The sequence below is a fragment of the Rhodoferax sp. genome (genome assembly GCF_025354435.1).
Taxonomy (GTDB): domain Bacteria; phylum Pseudomonadota; class Gammaproteobacteria; order Burkholderiales; family Burkholderiaceae_C; genus Rhodoferax_B.
The window spans coordinates 1-17,278 of the sequence record NZ_JANXMU010000073.1 but is presented as its reverse complement, the minus strand read 5'-3'; the positions used below and the strand labels follow the sequence as shown (position 1 = coordinate 17,278).

At 61.5% G+C, this 17,278-nt stretch carries 14 protein-coding genes and 1 pseudogene; 6 read left to right on the top strand and 9 right to left on the bottom strand.

What is annotated here, in order from left to right; genetic code table 11:
- Positions 1 to 146: 146 nt before the first annotated feature.
- The 4 genes from Q0T48_RS18015 to Q0T48_RS18000 all read left to right on the top strand — a co-directional run bounded on the left by Q0T48_RS18015 (position 147) and on the right by Q0T48_RS18000 (position 5,565).
- Positions 147 to 1,496 carry an NAD(P)-dependent oxidoreductase gene (locus Q0T48_RS18015; RefSeq protein ID WP_295959136.1) on the top strand — a complete coding sequence of 450 codons (1,350 nt, stop codon included), beginning with the start codon at positions 147 to 149 and terminating at the stop codon, positions 1,494 to 1,496.
- Positions 1,489 to 2,790 (top strand): NAD-dependent dihydropyrimidine dehydrogenase subunit PreA, encoded by a 1,302-nt coding sequence (preA, locus tag Q0T48_RS18010; RefSeq protein ID WP_295959133.1) that lies wholly within the window; start codon positions 1,489 to 1,491, stop codon positions 2,788 to 2,790. The genes Q0T48_RS18015 and preA overlap by 8 nt, the downstream gene beginning before the upstream one ends.
- Before the next feature lie 67 nt (positions 2,791 to 2,857).
- A complete protein-coding gene (hydA, locus tag Q0T48_RS18005; RefSeq protein ID WP_295959130.1) occupies positions 2,858 to 4,300 on the top strand; it encodes a dihydropyrimidinase in 1,443 nt (480 codons plus the stop codon).
- A gap of 14 nt (positions 4,301 to 4,314) precedes the next feature.
- A complete protein-coding gene (locus Q0T48_RS18000; protein ID WP_295959128.1) occupies positions 4,315 to 5,565 on the top strand; it encodes a Zn-dependent hydrolase in 1,251 nt (416 codons plus the stop codon).
- Positions 5,566 to 6,395: 830 nt separating this feature from the next.
- Here the strand turns inward: Q0T48_RS18000 and Q0T48_RS17995 are convergent.
- The 4 genes from Q0T48_RS17995 to Q0T48_RS17980 form a co-directional block, all read right to left on the bottom strand.
- Positions 6,396 to 9,854 (bottom strand): hypothetical protein, encoded by a 3,459-nt coding sequence (locus Q0T48_RS17995; protein WP_295959125.1) that lies wholly within the window; start codon positions 9,852 to 9,854, stop codon positions 6,396 to 6,398.
- A 14-nt stretch (positions 9,855 to 9,868) separates the two neighbouring features.
- Positions 9,869 to 10,240: a DUF6375 family protein gene (locus Q0T48_RS17990; protein WP_295959122.1), complete on the bottom strand. Its 372-nt coding sequence runs from the start codon at positions 10,238 to 10,240 to the stop codon at positions 9,869 to 9,871.
- Positions 10,241 to 10,272: 32 nt separating this feature from the next.
- Positions 10,273 to 10,950 carry a radical SAM protein gene (locus Q0T48_RS17985; protein ID WP_295959119.1) on the bottom strand — a complete coding sequence of 226 codons (678 nt, stop codon included), beginning with the start codon at positions 10,948 to 10,950 and terminating at the stop codon, positions 10,273 to 10,275.
- A 502-nt stretch (positions 10,951 to 11,452) separates the two neighbouring features.
- Complete coding sequence (locus Q0T48_RS17980) at positions 11,453 to 11,581, bottom strand: hypothetical protein (RefSeq protein ID WP_295959116.1); 129 nt, start codon at positions 11,579 to 11,581, stop codon at positions 11,453 to 11,455.
- Between Q0T48_RS17980 and Q0T48_RS17975 the strand changes: the two genes are divergently transcribed.
- A complete protein-coding gene (locus Q0T48_RS17975; RefSeq protein WP_295959111.1) occupies positions 11,580 to 12,233 on the top strand; it encodes an FMN-binding negative transcriptional regulator in 654 nt (217 codons plus the stop codon). The genes Q0T48_RS17980 and Q0T48_RS17975 overlap by 2 nt on opposite strands.
- 54 nt (positions 12,234 to 12,287) lie before the next feature.
- Here the strand turns inward: Q0T48_RS17975 and Q0T48_RS17970 are convergent, their stop codons facing one another.
- The 3 genes and pseudogenes from Q0T48_RS17970 to Q0T48_RS17960 all read right to left on the bottom strand — a co-directional run.
- Positions 12,288 to 12,608 carry a transcriptional regulator gene (locus Q0T48_RS17970; RefSeq protein WP_295959109.1) on the bottom strand — a complete coding sequence of 107 codons (321 nt, stop codon included), beginning with the start codon at positions 12,606 to 12,608 and terminating at the stop codon, positions 12,288 to 12,290.
- Between the two features lie 9 nt (positions 12,609 to 12,617).
- Positions 12,618 to 12,968 carry a type II toxin-antitoxin system RelE/ParE family toxin gene (locus tag Q0T48_RS17965; protein ID WP_295959107.1) on the bottom strand — a complete coding sequence of 117 codons (351 nt, stop codon included), beginning with the start codon at positions 12,966 to 12,968 and terminating at the stop codon, positions 12,618 to 12,620.
- A gap of 271 nt (positions 12,969 to 13,239) precedes the next feature.
- A pseudogene (locus Q0T48_RS17960) lies at positions 13,240 to 13,515 on the bottom strand (type II toxin-antitoxin system YhaV family toxin); the annotation flags it as partial.
- Positions 13,516 to 13,798: 283 nt separating this feature from the next.
- Here Q0T48_RS17960 and katG point away from each other — a divergent pair.
- A complete protein-coding gene (gene katG / locus Q0T48_RS17955) occupies positions 13,799 to 15,946 on the top strand; it encodes a catalase/peroxidase HPI (RefSeq protein WP_295959104.1) in 2,148 nt (715 codons plus the stop codon).
- A gap of 59 nt (positions 15,947 to 16,005) precedes the next feature.
- Here katG and Q0T48_RS17950 read toward each other — a convergent pair whose 3' ends face one another.
- The gene (locus Q0T48_RS17950; RefSeq protein ID WP_295959101.1) at positions 16,006 to 16,989 is read right to left on the bottom strand and encodes an MYG1 family protein; all 984 of its coding nucleotides are present in this window, start codon (positions 16,987 to 16,989) and stop codon (positions 16,006 to 16,008) included.
- A 141-nt stretch (positions 16,990 to 17,130) separates the two neighbouring features.
- The coding region (locus tag Q0T48_RS17945; RefSeq protein WP_295959553.1) for a TetR family transcriptional regulator C-terminal domain-containing protein at positions 17,131 to 17,278 on the bottom strand (148 nt) is incomplete at its 5' end.

Below are 17,278 nucleotides of genomic sequence, written 5' to 3'. Positions count from 1 at the left end.
TATGGGCCTGGCACGGCTGTTGCTATATCGTTTGCACTTCTTGACCATTTGGTCAGGATTTTGACACCCCCCAGCCAACACCGGGCCCCGCGTGCCGCACTTTGGTGCAGCGCCAGGGCCTGGATGCCCCAGCCACAGGAGTTACCGTGCCAGAAACTTCCCCCCCGGACATCCGCGCCGGCCGCCTCAGTGCCGCCCAGTACGCGCAGCACTTTGCCGATGCCACCCCGCCGTTGAACGCCTCGCAGGCCATGCTCGAATCCGAGCGCTGCCTGTACTGCTTCGACGCGCCCTGCCAGACCGCCTGCCCCACCGACATCGACGTGCCCAGCTTCATCAAGCGCATTGCCGATGGCAACCTGCGCGGCGCGGCGCGCACGATTCTGGAATCCAACCCGCTGGGCGGCATGTGCGCCCGGGTCTGCCCCACCGAGGTGCTGTGCGAGCAGGCCTGCGTGCGCAACACCCAAACCGACACCCCCATTCCCATTGGCCGCCTGCAACGCCACGCGGTAGATGCGCTGATGGCCAGCCCCCAGCCGCAAATCTTCACCCGCGCCGCCCCCACCGGCAAACGCATCGCCGTGGTCGGCTCCGGCCCGGCGGGCCTGGCCTGTGCGCACCGCCTGGCACGCCTGGGCAACGAAGTAGTGATCTTCGATGCCCAAGCCAAGGCGGGCGGCCTGAACGAATACGGCCTAGCCACCTACAAAACCGTGGACGAGTTTGCCCAGCGCGAAGTGCAGTGGCTGCTGGACATTGGCGGCATCCGCATCCAGCACGGCTGGCGCTTTGCCGGTGCGGCTTCGCTCGATAAGTTGCAAACCGAATTCGACGCGGTGTTTCTGGGCCTGGGCCTGTCCAAGGTGCAGGCGCTGGGCCTGCCGGGCGAAGACCTGGCCGGGGTGCGCAACGCGGTGGACTTCATCGCCGAGCTGCGGCAGGCCGAGGACGTGGCCACGGTGCCCATCGGCCACCACGTGGTGGTGATCGGCGGCGGCATGACCGCCGTGGATGCCGCCGTGCAGGCCAAGCTACTGGGCGCCAAAGTGGTGCACATAGTGTACCGCAAGGGCGTGGAAACCATGGGTGCGTCTGCCGCCGAACAAGAGTGGGCGCAAACCCACGGCGTGGTGCTGCACCAGTGGATGGCCCCGGTGGAAATCATGGGCGCGGCAGGCCACGCCACCGGCGTGCGCTTCGCCCAGCAGACGCTGGTCGATGGCCAGCTGCAGCCCACGGGCCGCGAACTGACCTTCCCCGCCGACATGGTCTTCAAGGCCATCGGCCAGAAGCTGGACGACACCGTGCTGCTCGGCACCGGCCTGGTGCTGCAAAGCGGGCGCATCGTCACCACAGAAGACGGCGCCACCAACCTCGCCAAGGTCTGGGCGGGCGGCGACTGCCGCGCCGGGGGCCGCGACCTCACCGTCGAAGCCGTCGAACACGGCAAACGCGCCGCTGAAAGCATGCACAAGGAACTGAACCATGGCTGATCTGTCCACCATCTTCGCGGGCATCAAAACCCCCAACCCCTTCTGGCTGGCCTCTGCGCCGCCCACCGACAAGGCCTACAACGTGAACCGCGCCTTCGAAGCGGGCTGGGGCGGTGTGGTCTGGAAAACGCTGGGCGAGGCCGGGCCACCGGTGGTCAACGTCAACGGCCCGCGTTACGGCGCGCTGCTGTCCAACGACCGCCAGGTGCTGGGCTTTAACAACATCGAACTCATCACCGACCGGGATCTGGAGCTGAACCTGCGCGAGATCACCGAGGTCAAACGCCTGTGGCCCGACCGCGCCATGGTCGTGTCGCTGATGGTGCCCTGCGTGGAAGAATCGTGGAAAGCGATTCTGCCGCGCGTGGAAGACACCGGGGCCGATGCCATCGAGCTGAACTTCGGCTGCCCGCACGGCATGAGCGAGCGCGGCATGGGCGCGGCCGTCGGCCAGGTGCCCGAGTACATCGAGATGGTCACGGCGTGGTGCAAGCAGTATTCCAAACTGCCGGTGATCGTGAAGCTCACGCCCAACATCACCGACGTGCGCCTGCCGGCACGGGCCGCTCAACGCGGCGGGGCCGACGCGGTGTCGCTGATCAACACCATCAATTCCATCATCGGCGTAGACCCCGACACGTTGATGATGAGCCCCAGCACCGGTGGCATGGGCTCGCACGGCGGCTACTGCGGCCCGGCGGTCAAGCCCATCGCCCTGAACATGGTGGCGGAGATCGCCCGCGACCCGTTGACTGCAGGCCTGCCCATCAGCGGCATCGGCGGTGTGGGCAACTGGCGCGACGCGCTGGACTTCATCGCCCTGGGCGCAGGCACGGTACAGGTGTGCACTGCCGCCATGGTCTTCGGCTTCAAGATCGTGCAAGAGATGACCTCCGGCCTGTCGGACTACATGGACAGCAAAGGCCTCAAAAGCCTGGACGACTTCCGCGGCCGCGCGGTGCCCAAGGTCACCGAGTGGCGCAACCTGAACCTGAACCACATCAGCAAGGCCGTCATCAACCAGGACAGCTGCATCTCCTGCGGCCGCTGCCACATCGCCTGCGAAGACACCTCGCACCAGGCCATCACCAAAACCAAGAACGGCCTGCGCCAGTTTGAGGTGATGGAAGACGAGTGCGTGGGCTGCAACCTGTGCGTGCTGGTCTGCCCCGTGCCCGACACCATCAGCCTGCGCGACCTGCAGCCCGGTGAAAAAGACTTGCGCACCGGCCGCATCGTGAGCGATAAACATGCGGACTGGACCAGCCACGCCAACAACCCCATGCGGGCCTGAATTTAAGAAAAATCGGGCTCTAGCGCATATATCCTTTACGCCAGTAGCTATTTATTTAGGAGCAACCATGTCTAGTGTCTTGATCCGCGGCGGCACGGTCGTCAACGCCGACCGCGCCTTCCGCGCCGATGTTCTGTGTATCGACGGCCAGATCGCCGCCGTGGGCGACAATCTGGTGGCCCCGGCCGGAGCCGAAATCGTCGATGCAGGCGGCCAGTACGTGATGCCCGGCGGCATCGACCCGCACACCCACATGCAGCTGCCGTTCATGGGCACCACCACCATGGACGACTTCTACAGCGGCACCGCAGCGGGCCTGGCGGGCGGCACCACCACCATCATCGACTTCGTCATCCCCAACCCCCAGCAGCCGCTGATGGAGGCCTACCAAACCTGGCGCGGCTGGGCCGAAAAGGCCGCGTCCGACTACAGCTTCCACGTCGCCGTGACCTGGTGGGACGAGAGCGTGCACCGCGACATGGGCACCCTGGTGCGCGACGAGGGTGTGAACAGCTTCAAGCACTTCATGGCCTACAAGAACGCCATCATGTGCGACGACGAAACCCTGGTGAACAGCTTCAAGCGCTCGCTGGAACTCGGCGCCATGCCCACCGTGCACGCCGAGAACGGCGAACTGGTCTACCTGCTGCAAGCCGACATGAAGACCAAGGGCATCTTCGGCCCCGAAGCCCACCCCCTGTCGCGCCCGCCCGCGGTAGAGGCCGAGGCCGCCCAGCGCGCCATCGCCATCGCCAACGTGCTCAACGTGCCGATCTACGTGGTGCATGTGTCGTGCGCTGAATCGGCCGAAGCCATTGCCCGCGCCCGTGCCGCAGGTCAGCGCGTGTTTGGCGAGGTGCTGGCCGGGCATTTGACGGTGGACGACAGCGTCTACCGCAACCCCGATTTCGCCTACGCCGCAGGCCACGTGATGAGCCCCCCCTTCCGCAATAAAAGCAACCAGGACGCGCTGTGGCACGGCCTGCAGGCCGGGCACCTGCACACCACCGCGACAGACCACTGCACCTTCTGCGCCGCCCAAAAAGCCGCCGGCAAGGACGACTTCAGCAAGATCCCCAACGGCTGCGGCGGCGTGGAAGAGCGCCTGGCCGTGATCTGGGACGAAGGCGTGAACACCGGCCGCCTCACCCCCAGCGAGTTCGTGGCCGTCACGTCTGCCAACGCCGCCAAGCTGTTCAACATCTACCCGCGCAAAGGCTGCGTGGTGGCCGGGGCCGATGCCGACCTGGTGGTCTGGGACCCGGCGGGCACCAAAACCCTGTCCGTCCAAACGCAAAAGTCGCTGGGCGACTTCAACATATTCGAGGGCCGCACCGTCACCGGCGTGCCCAGCCACACGCTGAGCCAGGGCAAGGTGGTCTACGCGAATGGCGACCTGCGTGCCGAGCGTGGTGTCGGCAAGTACGTCAAGCGCCCGCCCTTCGGCCCGCAGTTCGATGCGCTGGCCAAGAAGACCGCGCAACAAGCGCCCCACCCCGTCGCCCGCTGAAACAGGAACGCACCATGACCCCGAACATTGAATCCCTGCGCATCAACGGCCCGCGCCTGTGGGACTCGCTGATGGAACTGGCCCAGATCGGTGCCACACCCAAGGGCGGTGTCTGCCGCCTCACCCTCACCGACCTGGACAAACAAGGCCGCGACCTGGTCACCCGCTGGGCTACCGAAGCAGGCATGACGGTCACCATCGACAAGATCGGCAACGGCTTCATGCGCCGCCCGGGCCGCAACAACAGCCTGCCGCCCATCATGACCGGCAGCCACATCGACACCCAGCCGACCGGCGGCAAGTTCGACGGCAACTACGGCGTGCTGGCGGGCATCGAGGTGGTGCGCACCCTGAACGACCACGGCATCGAGACCGAAGCCCCTATCGAAGTCGCGTTCTGGACCAACGAAGAAGGCTCGCGCTTTGTGCCGGTGATGATGGGCTCGGGCGTGTTCGCCAAAGCCTTCACCCTGGAGCACGCCTACGCCGCCACCGACCTGGACGGCAAGACGGTGCAAGGCGAACTGGAGCGCATCGGCTACATCGGCGCGCAAGAGCCTGGCGACCACCCCATCGGCGCGTACTTCGAGACGCACATCGAACAAGGCCCGGTGCTGGAAGACAACGACGTGACCATCGGCGTGGTGCAAGGCGTGCTGGGCCTCCGCTGGTTCGACTGCACCGTGACCGGCATGGAGGCCCACGCCGGCCCTACGCCCATGGCGCTGCGCAAAGACGCGATGCTGGCCGCCACCCGCATCATGCAAGACGTGGTGGCCGCCGCCCACCGCCACCCGCCGCATGGCCGTGGCACCGTGGGCATGGTGCAGGTGTTCCCCAACAGCCGCAACGTGATTCCGGGCCGCGTGAAGTTCAGCATCGACCTGCGCAACAGCACCGACACGCTGGTGGATCAGATGGCCGACGAAGTGAAAGCCTTCGCCGCCAAGATCGCCCGGGACAGCGGCTTAGACGTGAAGATAGAACTGGTCTCCAGCTACTCGGCCATCGGCTTTCATGCAGACTGCGTGGATGCGGTGGCGCGGGCTGCGGCCAAGCTGGGTTACAGCAACATGCCGGTGGTGTCAGGCGCGGGGCATGACGCGGTGTACATGGCCAAGCTGGCACCGAGCGGGATGATCTTCATTCCGTGCAAAGACGGGATCAGCCATAACGAGATTGAGGATGCGAAGCCGGAGCACATTACGGCGGGGGGGAATGTGCTGTTGCATGCGATGTTGGAGAGGGCGGGGGGTAGGGGGTAGATTGGATCTGCGTTCGGTTGACCGCAGGTTGGGCTTTCTTGTGTGGCCGCTTTAGGCTGGAAGCAATCATGGATGTTTGTGTGCTGACCGGCGGCAATTGTCACCAGCGGACATTTGAGTCGCCAGTCACCTGATTTGAATGGGCCACTACTTGGTTAGGTCGTTAAACGATGCATCCATGCAGAATGCTGAATCCTCGGTTGGTTCCACACCCTGCATAAACGTCTACTGCGTCCAAGAATGGTGGCGTCACCCCGTCTGACTCGGCCTAGATTGAGTGCTAGATGCAGGCTGATAGACGTGAGTACGCTTGTGAATATGCTGGTGGTTCGCGTAGTATTCGTGCAGGTTGTGCGCTTCGTCTGACCGGTGATGAAAGCCACGTTCTCCCCACATGAGCCACACCAGCGCCTTGCCGGACTGCGTCAAGTAGCTGTCAAGAAGGTCACGGCGCAGATAGCTGAAAGAGCCACTAATCTGCGAGCCATACTCGCCAACTTCGCGGTACAAAGACGCCACGCCTGAAGCATCGTGCAAGTCCCACTTATTGGCGCGATAGCTGAGACTCAAAGCCTCACATAGCTGTTAGAGGGCAGGCACGCACCGCTGTTCTGGTTCACCACGCTGTGGTAGCTCTCCCAGCTGTACTTCTGCACTGGGATGTCGACTGCGACGCCATTGTTTGACCACCTATCAGCAGACACCATGCATTCGGGGTGCTCGCCCTCTTGCTCATCAACAACAGGCAATCCCGGAGTCGAAGAGAAAGGCATCTCACCCGCATAGGTGTAGTAGTAGCTTGACTCCTCTGGAATGGCACCATTGCCGGGTTATTCGAGACCGGTGAACAACGTGCACAGGCGGTCGACTTCGCCGCTATCCACAAGAACACATCTTAGGAATGTGAAGACCTGCCGGTCATCAGCGGGAGCGTTCTGCTCGAGAAACCCGTCAAGTACGACCCACGGCCCTGTCAGGTCATTAATATCCGCGATCTCGAGGATACCGCGGTAGTCTGGTTGCGGCCCCTTCACCACCCAGTCGCCAGTACTCGTAGGCTGACCACTGAACAAGTCTGGGAGTTGCAGGTTGATACTCTCGGCCTCAAGCGGGAAAGTCGGGTCGATGTCCGCATCTGAGGGGCGAACGCTGTCCTCCTTGCGAAGGAGGCCCCGTGCGGACCGGACACCCCACAGCTCGAAGTAAGCGATCCAGCCATACTTCTTTCCGTATCGGTCGACCTTATGCTTGTCGCTTCCCATACGAGGGCCGGAGTTCATTTGGCGGTCAACAGCTTCGAACTGCTCGGGGTCGTAGCCAAGCACCAACATTCGCGAAACCATTGCCGGCAGCACCCGCTGATATTCTGGGTTGCCGTAATCGTAATTCGACCGCCCTGGAATCAGTCTCCCCATAGTGTAGTTGCCGAAGTCCATTCGAATCGCCGCGCGCTTCGCGCGTTCGATTACCGCGAGGTCATAGTGCGGCATGTTCTCAAAGGGATTGAGCAGATGGCTAAACGGTGGAAGGAGATGAGCTGCCTTGTCCTCAGACACACAGGCAGGATCAACTAGCCTCGCGATGGCAATGGTTCCCAAGCAGTACTGCTGATATAGAGCATGCCAAGTAGGGTGCGTCGCGTCAGGCGCGAACATCGCTTGATAAATTTCGCGAGCGACTCTAGTCAATGCCTCACGCATCTCCACAGCATTGATATCCGACCAAGTGGTCAGCGCTGCACCATAGGCCGCGGCGAACATCCGCTCGGGGACGTATGGGTCTAAAACGGCAATTGACTCGACAGCCAGCCTAAAAAACTCCGCAGGCCGTTTCACAGCGAATTCGTACAGGGTCTTGGTGGCCACGTCCCGCAAGCCTCTCGACGTCGACGTTAGTGTCCACATTATCCAGCGCGCTCGCCGAATCTCCCGCTCGTCCAAGACACCCGACTTCCACCTGGCGGACAGGAATTTGAAGTCAGCTTCAACTTCCTGGGCCGTCTCACGAACCCACTCCGACCAGACAAGATCGCGCTGAGTATTGGACATGGCCGCCAGCACACCGTGCAGAAAGTCCATGTCGAACGGATGCGCTCGCGCTGCCCTGGTGGTCCGAAGTCGCTGGAAGGCAAGCCGAGCGAACTGCTTCGACTCCTGCATCGCCCTCGCGAAGCGCTCCACTGTCTCCCGCCCGATATGCCTGGGGTCTGACTGCGCCGTCATCAACAACGCCTTGAGGACGAGACTCTCGTCGGAAAAGTTCTGCCAGAGCTGGCGCCGGCCCGGACGACGCGGGTACAGGCCAACTAGAGCACGGAACACGTCATCGGCAAAGGTATGCGATCCGGTCTCGCGGAATTGGAACTGCGCGCGTCCCACATCGCTCTGCAGCCATTGCGCCAGTAACGGGTTGGCAAGCAGATGACGTGCCATCAGATGTCCGGCCATCAAGTCATACGAGAACGCGATTCCTTGACCACCCTCTTCGGACGTCGTTCGAACGAGGACGCCTTCGGACTCCAACGCGCGGATGAGGCTGTCGTTCCAACGGCCAATGTCTCCAACTGCCGTGCGTGCGGCTTGGAACTCCACGCTCCTCGCGTTCCCGTCCCAAAGGATGCCAGCAATCGTCAATAGCGCGTCTTCAACCTCATTCGGATAGACGCGATGCGCCGCTGGCGACAGCTCAGCGACCTTCTTGAAATGCTCCTCAAACAGGCTCGCAAGCGAGCTAGGTAGCGCCTCCACCCCGACAACGTGCTGGCGACAAGGGTTCGCCACCTCGCAGAAGATCCTCAACGTCAACGGGTGCTGCAGGAACTCAATTGGCAAGTCCGCGTCAGTGCCGTCGATCTTGTAGTACGCGAAGTACTTGTCGACCGCCTTCTGCGGGTCTTCCTGAAATCCGTTGTGTTCGACCTGGGGGAACTCCTCCGGCAGACACATTGGCGCGAATTCATTGCGCAGCGTAACCACCAGCAGGACGTACGGAAAGGCCTTCAGAAACTCTTCCGCTCGGGAGAGCTCATCCCTCCAGTTCCTCGGATCTTCCGCCTCGTTCAGTCCGTCAATGACAATCGGGATGCGCTTGCCCGCACGCTGACCCGCCGCATCTACGGCCTCAACCAGGCGGTCGAAGCTCTCAGCCGGATTGCCAGTAATCTTGAAAGCAGACACGAGGTCGTCGAGGCCCTGGCCTGCATGAAGGTTCTTTCCCAGCAACAGGACGCCACCAGGGAAATCTCCGTCCGGCTGCGTCACCTTGACAGCGAGCTCGGACTTGCCTTCCCCCGCAGCCGCAAGCACCGCAACGGCTCGAACACCGATTGATCGCTCGAGATTGCGCAATTCCGACGCCATCGCGTGCATGTCCGCAACCAAATTCGCGGTCAGTGGCGCTCCGTCTGACCGAGCCCCACGCAGCTTCGAGAGCAACCTGTCGTAGCGCACCGGCTGCGGAGGATTTGTCGCCAGGAGCTCGCGCACAGCCTCGAAGTCGCCCTTGCCGAGCGCCGCGTGTAGGTCGCCAAGCAGGTCAGCCAACCCGATGGCTCGAGTCAGGAGCAAATCGACTTCAGTCTTGATCTCCGTTTTGACCTGCCCGGTCAGCGAGGCAACGGCGGTGGAATTCTTCTTGATGCCATTCGCGAGCGTCTCCAACGATCCCCAAGCGCTCTGGCCTCCCAGGCGCTTGAGCACCTTCTTCTCTGCGCCAACGACGACGTGAACATCCTCCTGATATCGCCGCTTGAACGGCGCCGCGGCAAGCTTGTACTGTTCAGCAAGTACCTCAGGCGTCAGAACGAGCTCGCCGAAGTAGGTCTCTCGTAGAAGGGCCCCCGGCCCCACCAGAAGGTCTTCGATGTCCGCTGCCGTCAGCAGCTCCAACTTCAACTCGGGAAACTGGCTCTTCTCGAGGTCGAAGAACCACGTTTGGTCTCCCTTGGTCAGGGTGTGGCGCGTCCAAAGCTTCCAATCGGTAACACCGGGAACGTGCTTGCGCGTCTTCTCCATCCCCTCGATGATCTTATTGCGGCGCGCGGCCCCCAACTCTTGTCCTTTCGACAGGTCATACCACTTACATTGCCAACCCACCCAGCGCGGCGGTGCGCCGAGATCGCACTTCTCGGTGAGCTCCAAGTGGAACTCCACCCCTGGCTGGTTTGCCAGCTGCTTGAAGCGGCCGAACTGACCATAGTGGCGCCGTACCAGCGAGCGGCAAAGCTTCTCGAAGTTCTCATCCGCTGCGCCAGGCAGGTCGCCGAACACGTCCCAATTGACTTCAGGCATGCGCGTTCCTTCTGTCAGCTGGCGTCAGGGGAATCGGACGGGTAGTCGTGCGCCGAGAAGATTTCGACCTTCGCACCTGCCTCGATGAAGAGCTTCACGAATGCGGACACCTCGGCCTCGTCGGTCGTGACCGTGATTCGATCGTCTTTCCGCTCGAGGTGATGGTCAGACACCAGTTGGCTGAGATCAGCCGGCCCCAGCGTGTTGAGATTCAATTTGCCAAGCAGTGAGAGCATCTCATCGGAAAACCTCTGGTCCGCTGGTCCATCGAAGGCGATGGTGTGGCTGTCATCCTTCGATGCCTGAGCGCTGAGCTTGCCGATGTCCCTCTCGACCTTCTCTGCGTCTTGGGCTCGCTGGAATTTCCCGATGAGAACCAAGTTCATCGAGTGCTCAGATCCGTATCCATTCCAAATCTTCATGTTTGTGTCTCCCGTTTGATCTCGAAGGTGTTCTTGAGTCTCCGGAGCGCCGACAGTACGCCGGTGTCTCCAATCTGTGCGCCTACAGGCGCGTACGAGCTCGCGCGCAGCATGCCGGACGCATCTATGTGAGCGTAGGCCTGAAGGCCTTGCTCATCGGGTAGTGGATCACAGGTCGGCAGCCCTGACGCACCCGCCTCGCTGACCGCAAGACGAACCTTGCCTTTGTAGTTGCAGACCCACTGCTGAAGTGCCTGGCCGACCACACTGTCAAGGCCTGCGACCTTACCCGTTGCCTGCTGGGGGAGCAACAGTAGTTCGCTAGCTCCGATTTCTTGCGCGAGCTCGGCCGACGCGTCAAGCTCCACGACCGTGCGCTCGTTGACCACCACGTTGATCCCAAAGGGGGACACGGAGGCAATCGCTTCGACGCCTCTGAGCAGGCTGTCGAACCGCCTCCCGCGTTGTTCCTCATAGGTGCGACCGACTCCGTCAACGCTGATGCGCGCGAAGTGGACCGAGCCCTTGAGGCGCTTAGCAAGCTGTGGCGTCAGGCGATGGCCATGGGTCGTGAAGGTGACAGCGAGCCGAGTCTCCGCAGCAACCCGCTTGCAAATGTCGACGAAGTCAGGATGCAGCGTGGGTTCGCCGCCGCCAATCCGATACCGAGGCACCCCTCAGTATCCAACTCCTTCAACCAGCCGAGCACCTGGTCAGTATGCAGCGACGCCTTGTGCTTCGGAGCGTAGCAGTACGCGCAGTGAAGGTCGCAAACATTGGTGAGTGCAATTGATACCTGTCGGGGGGACGTCGACCAAGCCGCCTCGTTCGGGCGCGACTCGTCTAGCAGGACATTCAAACCTGAAAGGCGATCGAAAAGATGTACCCCGTTTGGGCCGATTCTGGACTTCATAAGGCATTGTCACCGAACGCAGTTTGCTCACCGAGAACTCGTCCGCGGTGATCTGCATCGTGCTATCGAATGCAGCGCCCGAGCCGGGCCCGGATCGGTACGGGATCGCGACCTCAGCTTTCTTAGCTATAGCGGCTGTTGTGTCTCTAACGCCGAGTGGCTGCATTCTGTGCATACCCGTCATTCAAAGCGCCTCTGCAACCATCTCCTCTGGTTCAGTACGCCCTTCCTCCTCTCGCAAGCGAAAATCCCACCCCATGCCGTCACTCCTGCCGCCACTGATCACGGCTACCGCCATCCCCGGCGAAGCCCTGGCTGGCCTGGTTGCGGGCCTGTGTGACGGAGTGATGCAGAGCAGCCTGCTTGAACTTCAACCACATCAAAGCACACATGTACGTCTCAAAGCATCATCAGCTCACTGACTGCGAAGCCATCTTCTCGCTGGTCGAATCCCATCCGCTGGGTGCCTGGGTTTGCCATGCGCACGAGGGGCTGGTGGCCAACCACATTCCGTTCTTCCTGGACCGCACGCGCGGCCCCCACGGCACGCTGATGGGGCATGTGGCGCGTGCCAATACAGTCTGGCGCCAGCTTGGCTCCGGCACGCCGTCCGTGGTGATGTTCCAGGGCACGCAGTCGTACATCAGCCCGGGCTGGTACCCCGGCAAGGCGGAGCATGGTCAGGTCGTGCCCACCTGGAACTACGTCGTCGCCCATGCGCACGGCACGGCGCGTGTGATGGAAGACCGGGACTGGTTGCTGGGCATGCTGCACCGGCTGACGGACAGCCAGGAGGCGCGGCAGACCTCGCCTTGGCGCGTAGGCGATGCACCCGTCGACTACATTGAAAGAATGGTGCGTGGGATTGTCGGCATTGAAATTCCGATTGACCGCCTGGAGGGCAAGCTGAAGGCCAGCCAGGACGAGGATTTGCAGGACCGTCGCGGCACGGTCGCGGGATTGCAGTCGAACCCCAGCGATGCGTCCCTGACGATGGCTGCGCTGGTGTTGAGCGCCATGGCCGGTGACGCGCCGCAAAGCTGACGATTACAAACACGGAGAACACTCGCACTGAGAGTTCATGCGTTCAGACCCCCGCTAACACGCTACCGAATGCGCCTGCAAACTGACCTGCAGTCGCTCACGAACGGCCCTGAATATTGCCGCCAAATTGTCCATGCTCGGGTTGCCGGTAGGGGACAGCATGCGGTGCAAGCTCTTGCTCGGTTTTGCCGTCAATGCCGCCAATTGTTCAAAGCCGATGGTCGCATTTACCAGGTCACGCAGAATCAGGCGTGCGGTTTCAGGTTCGCCATTGAGGAACAAGGTTGCAGCCTCATCCAGCAGTGCTTGTGCAAATGCGGAGTCGCTCTGAACACGCTGAAGAACAGTTTCTTTGAAATTTCTGGTCAGTGCCATGGGCTTACCTCAGATTTTTGCTGGACGCGATTGAGCTATCGCCTTTTTGCGTGCCTTGTATTCGGCCAATAACGCTTTGGCTTTGTCGATGTCACGCTGTTGACCTCTCTTGGTGCCGCCGCCAAACAGCACGATCAAACTGTCACCGTCTTTAACCAAATAAATCCGGTATCCAGGTCCCCAGTCGATCACATATTCACCCATGCCCTCAAACCACTTGACGTTTGAGGTATTGCCAAGCTCCATCCGAAGTTTGGCCACCGTGACCTTGGCGGCAGCCTGCGCCGGTAAGCTATCAAACCAGGACTTGTAGGGATTTGATTTGTCCGCGCAAACATATTCTTCGACTTTAAAGGCCATGAATTATGGTAACACATAAGTTACCTTTAATTTCTAAAAATGGCAGTCCAGCTTCCAATGGCAAGCACGTTTCAGCGCGGGCTGCGGCGAAGCTGGGCTACAGCAACAGGCCAGCGGTGTCAAGGACGGGGCATGATGCGGTGTACATGGCCAAGTTGGCACCGAGCGGGATGATCTTCATTCCTTGCAAGGGCCGGGACTTGAATTGCTGGGTTTAAGTGGATGAGCGCTTGTGCTGGTGGGGTGGGCGTCAGTAGCTCTTTATTTGGTACAAGGTGTTCTCGTCGTTCACCCAGGCGAAGATGATGATCCTGGTTTTGGAGTCAAACCGGAAGAACAAGCGAAACCGTCGCCCAATCTTGGCGCGCCGCCAGTGCCGGAATGCGGGGCCCATGGTGTTGCCCTGGCGGTACTCTTCGCGGTTGGGGTCGCTGGGCACGGTCTCCAGCATCAGCTGCGACAAAGCATTAAATAGCTTGACGTTGGCGTTTGATGCAAACCCTGCCGGGTCTTGGGCTTGTTGGGCGCGTTGCGCTGCGGCTTGCAATTTTTGGAGTTACTCAATCAAACAGTCGTGGAACAGCAAGTTCCAACCGTAGCGCTGAATCACAGCGCTACGTCGCCGTCAATGTCCTCCCCCAGATTTGCCAAGCTTGCCACGTTGATGCACCGCTAACCTACGGCCTCTTTGAAAATTCCTATTCGATACATAAATTTTATTAAGTTTTAATTTTCATAGTAATTACTTACCATGATGGCTCGTGTCAAAGATTTACGGCACGATGTATCCGCAGTGCAGCCACCCCACAGACAACCCCAAGGAGCTCCCCATGACCAACGAAGCCAAATGCCCTTTCCACCACGCCGCAGGCGGCGGCACGACCAACAAGGATTGGTGGCCCAAGCAAGTGCGGGTTGATTTGCTCAATCAGCACGCGAACAAGTCTCACCCCTTGGGCGAAGACTTCAATTACGCCGAAGCCTTCAAAAAGCTGGATTACAGAGCGCTCAAGGCCGATTTGGTCAAGCTGATGACCGACAGCCAAGACTGGTGGCCAGCCGACTTTGGCCACTACGGCCCGCAGTTTGTCCGCATGGCCTGGCACGCTGCAGGCACCTACCGCACGCTGGACGGCCGGGGTGGTGGCGGGCGAGGCCAGCAGCGCTTTGCGCCGCTGAACTCCTGGCCCGATAACGTCAACATCGACAAGTCGCGCCGCCTGCTCTGGCCCATCAAGCAGAAATACGGCCAGCAGATTTCGTGGGCTGACCTGTTCATCCTGACTGGCAATGTGGCGCTGGAGTCCATGGGTTTCCGCACTTTTGGCTTTGCCGGTGGCCGCGAAGACGTGTGGGAACCCGATATGGACGTGAACTGGGGCGCAGAGACCACCTGGCTGGCGACCGACAAGCGCTTCCATGGTGACCGCGAACTGGACAACAATCTCGGCGCCACCCACATGGGCCTGATCTATGTGAACCCCGAAGGCCCGAACGCCAGTGGCGACTACCTGGCCGCAGCCCACGACATCCGCGCTACTTTCTACCGCATGGCGATGGACGACGAAGAAATCGTCGCCCTGATCGCCGGTGGCCACACTTTCGGTAAATCCCACGGCGCGGCGCCCGAATCGCACAAGGGCCCGGAGCCTGAAGGCGCGGGCATCGAAGCCCAGGGCCTGGGCTGGAACAGCAACTTTGGCAGCGGCCACGGCAAAGATACCGTGTCCAGCGGCCTGGAAGTTACCTGGACGACCACCCCGGCGCAGTGGGGAAACAACTACTTTGAGAACCTGTTCAAGTACGAGTGGGAACTCACCCATTCGCCCGCCGGTGCCAAGCAGTGGGTGGCCACCAACGCGCCCGACATCATTCCCGACGCGCATGTGCCCGGCCTGTTTCACAAGCCCACCATGCTGACCACCGACTTGACGATGCGGTTTGACCCCGAGTTCGGCAAGATATCCAAGCGCTTCCATGAAGACCCACAGGCCTTTGCCGAAGCCTTTGCCCGCGCCTGGTTCAAGCTGACCCACCGCGACATGGGCCCGAAAGCCCGCTACCTCGGCCCCGAAGTGCCTAACGTTGACCTGATCTGGCAAGACCCGCTGCCCGTCGCCACCCACCAGCCTACGGCGGCAGACATTGCCGACATCAAGGCCAAGATCGCGGCCTCGGGCCTGTCGGTCAGCCAACTGGTGTCGGTGGCTTGGGCGTCAGCCTTCACCTTCCGCGGCGGCGACAAGCGCGGCGGTGCCAATGGCGCACGCCTGGCCCTGGCACCTCAGAAAGACTGGGAAGTCAACCGCATTGCCGTGCAGGCACTGCCCACGCTGGTGGCGATCCAGCAGGCATCGGGCAAGGCCTCGCTGGCCGATGTGATCGTGCTGGCAGGCAGCGTGGGTGTCGAGCAAGCGGCAAAGGCGGCTGGTGTGGCGGTGGACGTGCCGTTCGCGCCGGGCCGAGTGGATGCCACGCAAGCGCAAACCGATGTTGAATCCTTCGCCGTGATGGAGCCGTTGGCCGATGGTTTCCGCAATTACAAAAATGGCAAGATTGGCGCCGCAACCGAGGCTTTGCTGATCGACCGGGCCCAGTTGCTGACCCTGACCGCGCCCGAGCTGACCGCGCTGGTCGGCGGCCTGCGGGTATTGGGGGCCAATGCCGACGGCGGCCAGCACGGCGTGTTCACCGACCAAGTGGGCGTGCTGAGCAACGTGTTCTTTGTGAACCTGCTGGACATGGGTGCCACATGGACGGAGGTGGACGGTGAAGGCGAAGTGTTCGAAGGCCGGGACCGCAAGAGTGGCGCGGTGAAGTACACCGCCACCCGCGCTGACCTGGTCTTTGGCTCCAACGCGGTGCTGCGTGCGTACGCAGAGGTCTATGCCAGCGCGGACGGCCAGAAGAAGTTCGTTGCAGACTTTATCGCGGCCTGGACCAAGGTGATGAACCTGGACCGCTTCGACTTGGTGTAACTTGCATGGACTCGGGCACTGGTGGCCCGAGTCCATTCAGATTTAGATTGCGACTGTCCTCACACCGGTTCAGCCAGTGCCAACTCGGCCAACTTCAAAGCCCCCTCAAAGCTGCGCGCGCCGCCGATGAACAGGTTCAGGTGGCAGAACACACTGTCTTCCACGCCCGTCACCGCCGCCAGTTCCTGGTCGCGCAGGCCGGCCCAGCTTGCAGGCAGGTCCATGCGGGTGTCGAACGAGCCCGGCTCTACCGGCACGGTCTTGATCTGGTACTGGTTGCCGTCCGAATCGGGGTAGATCACGAACATCACCTCGGGCATCTCGTCCACCACCACGCGGGTCCAAGGCATGCCGCCCTCGCGCAGGTGCAGCAGTTTCCCCCCCAGCAGGCGCGGTGCTTGACGCACGATGTCCATCGCGCGAATCTGAGCAACTTTTTTGCTGATGGCGTGGTCCAGGAACTTGCGCGTGATGGCGACGGCTTCGCGGAAACGGGTTTCCAGGAGCTTGGCTTTGCCTTCAAGATCCAGCCCCTGTTCTTCCAGCCAATGCGTGTTGATCTGAGCGATGAGGGCTGACAGGCCGAAGATGCCGGGGGCCACGTCACCTTGGCCCGTGTCCACGATGTCGAGGTACTGCACCAAGGAATGGTCGAGAGAGTTCGCCACGTCGGCCACCGCATGTGCGTCCAGCGTGTGGCCATGCGTGCTGGCCCAGGCGGCGACGTAGGTGGCACCAAAGGCTGACCACACCAGACCAGCGCTGGCGTAGCCCACACCGGGTACGGTTGTTGGCCCCGTATCACCATCGACTTGCCGGGCCGGGCGTGCCCCGGTAAAGCCGCGCTGGTGGTGGTCAAAACGACCCGTGGCGGCATCCCAGATACCGCCCACGTCCACCACAAAATCGGCGGTGGCGATGAGGTCTTTGTTGCGGGTGCGCAGCAGGGTGTGCGATGGGAAAACCCCCATCAAAACGCCAACGCCAAAAACGTCGTCAGCATGGAAAGTGCCACTGTGGGTGGCTATTGTGGTGTGGGTCATGGCGCGATTTTAGAGCTTGCCCTGAAAAAACAGGTGCTTGAGCTGCCTATGCTGACGTGGGCATGTGGCAGCGGTGCTGATGCCCGTGCCACGGTTTGAGCGTTTGTCCGGGCCAGCCAAGACTTTGTTGGCGGCTGTAGTTCACACCGCCAGCCCACACCCCCGCAGCACCAACCCCACCACATGCGCCGTTGCCCGCGCATGGTCGGCGTCTGTCAGCTGTTCGCGCCCCAGCACGGCGCACATCTGCACATCAAAATCCGCATAGGTCTGGGTTGCCGCCCACAGG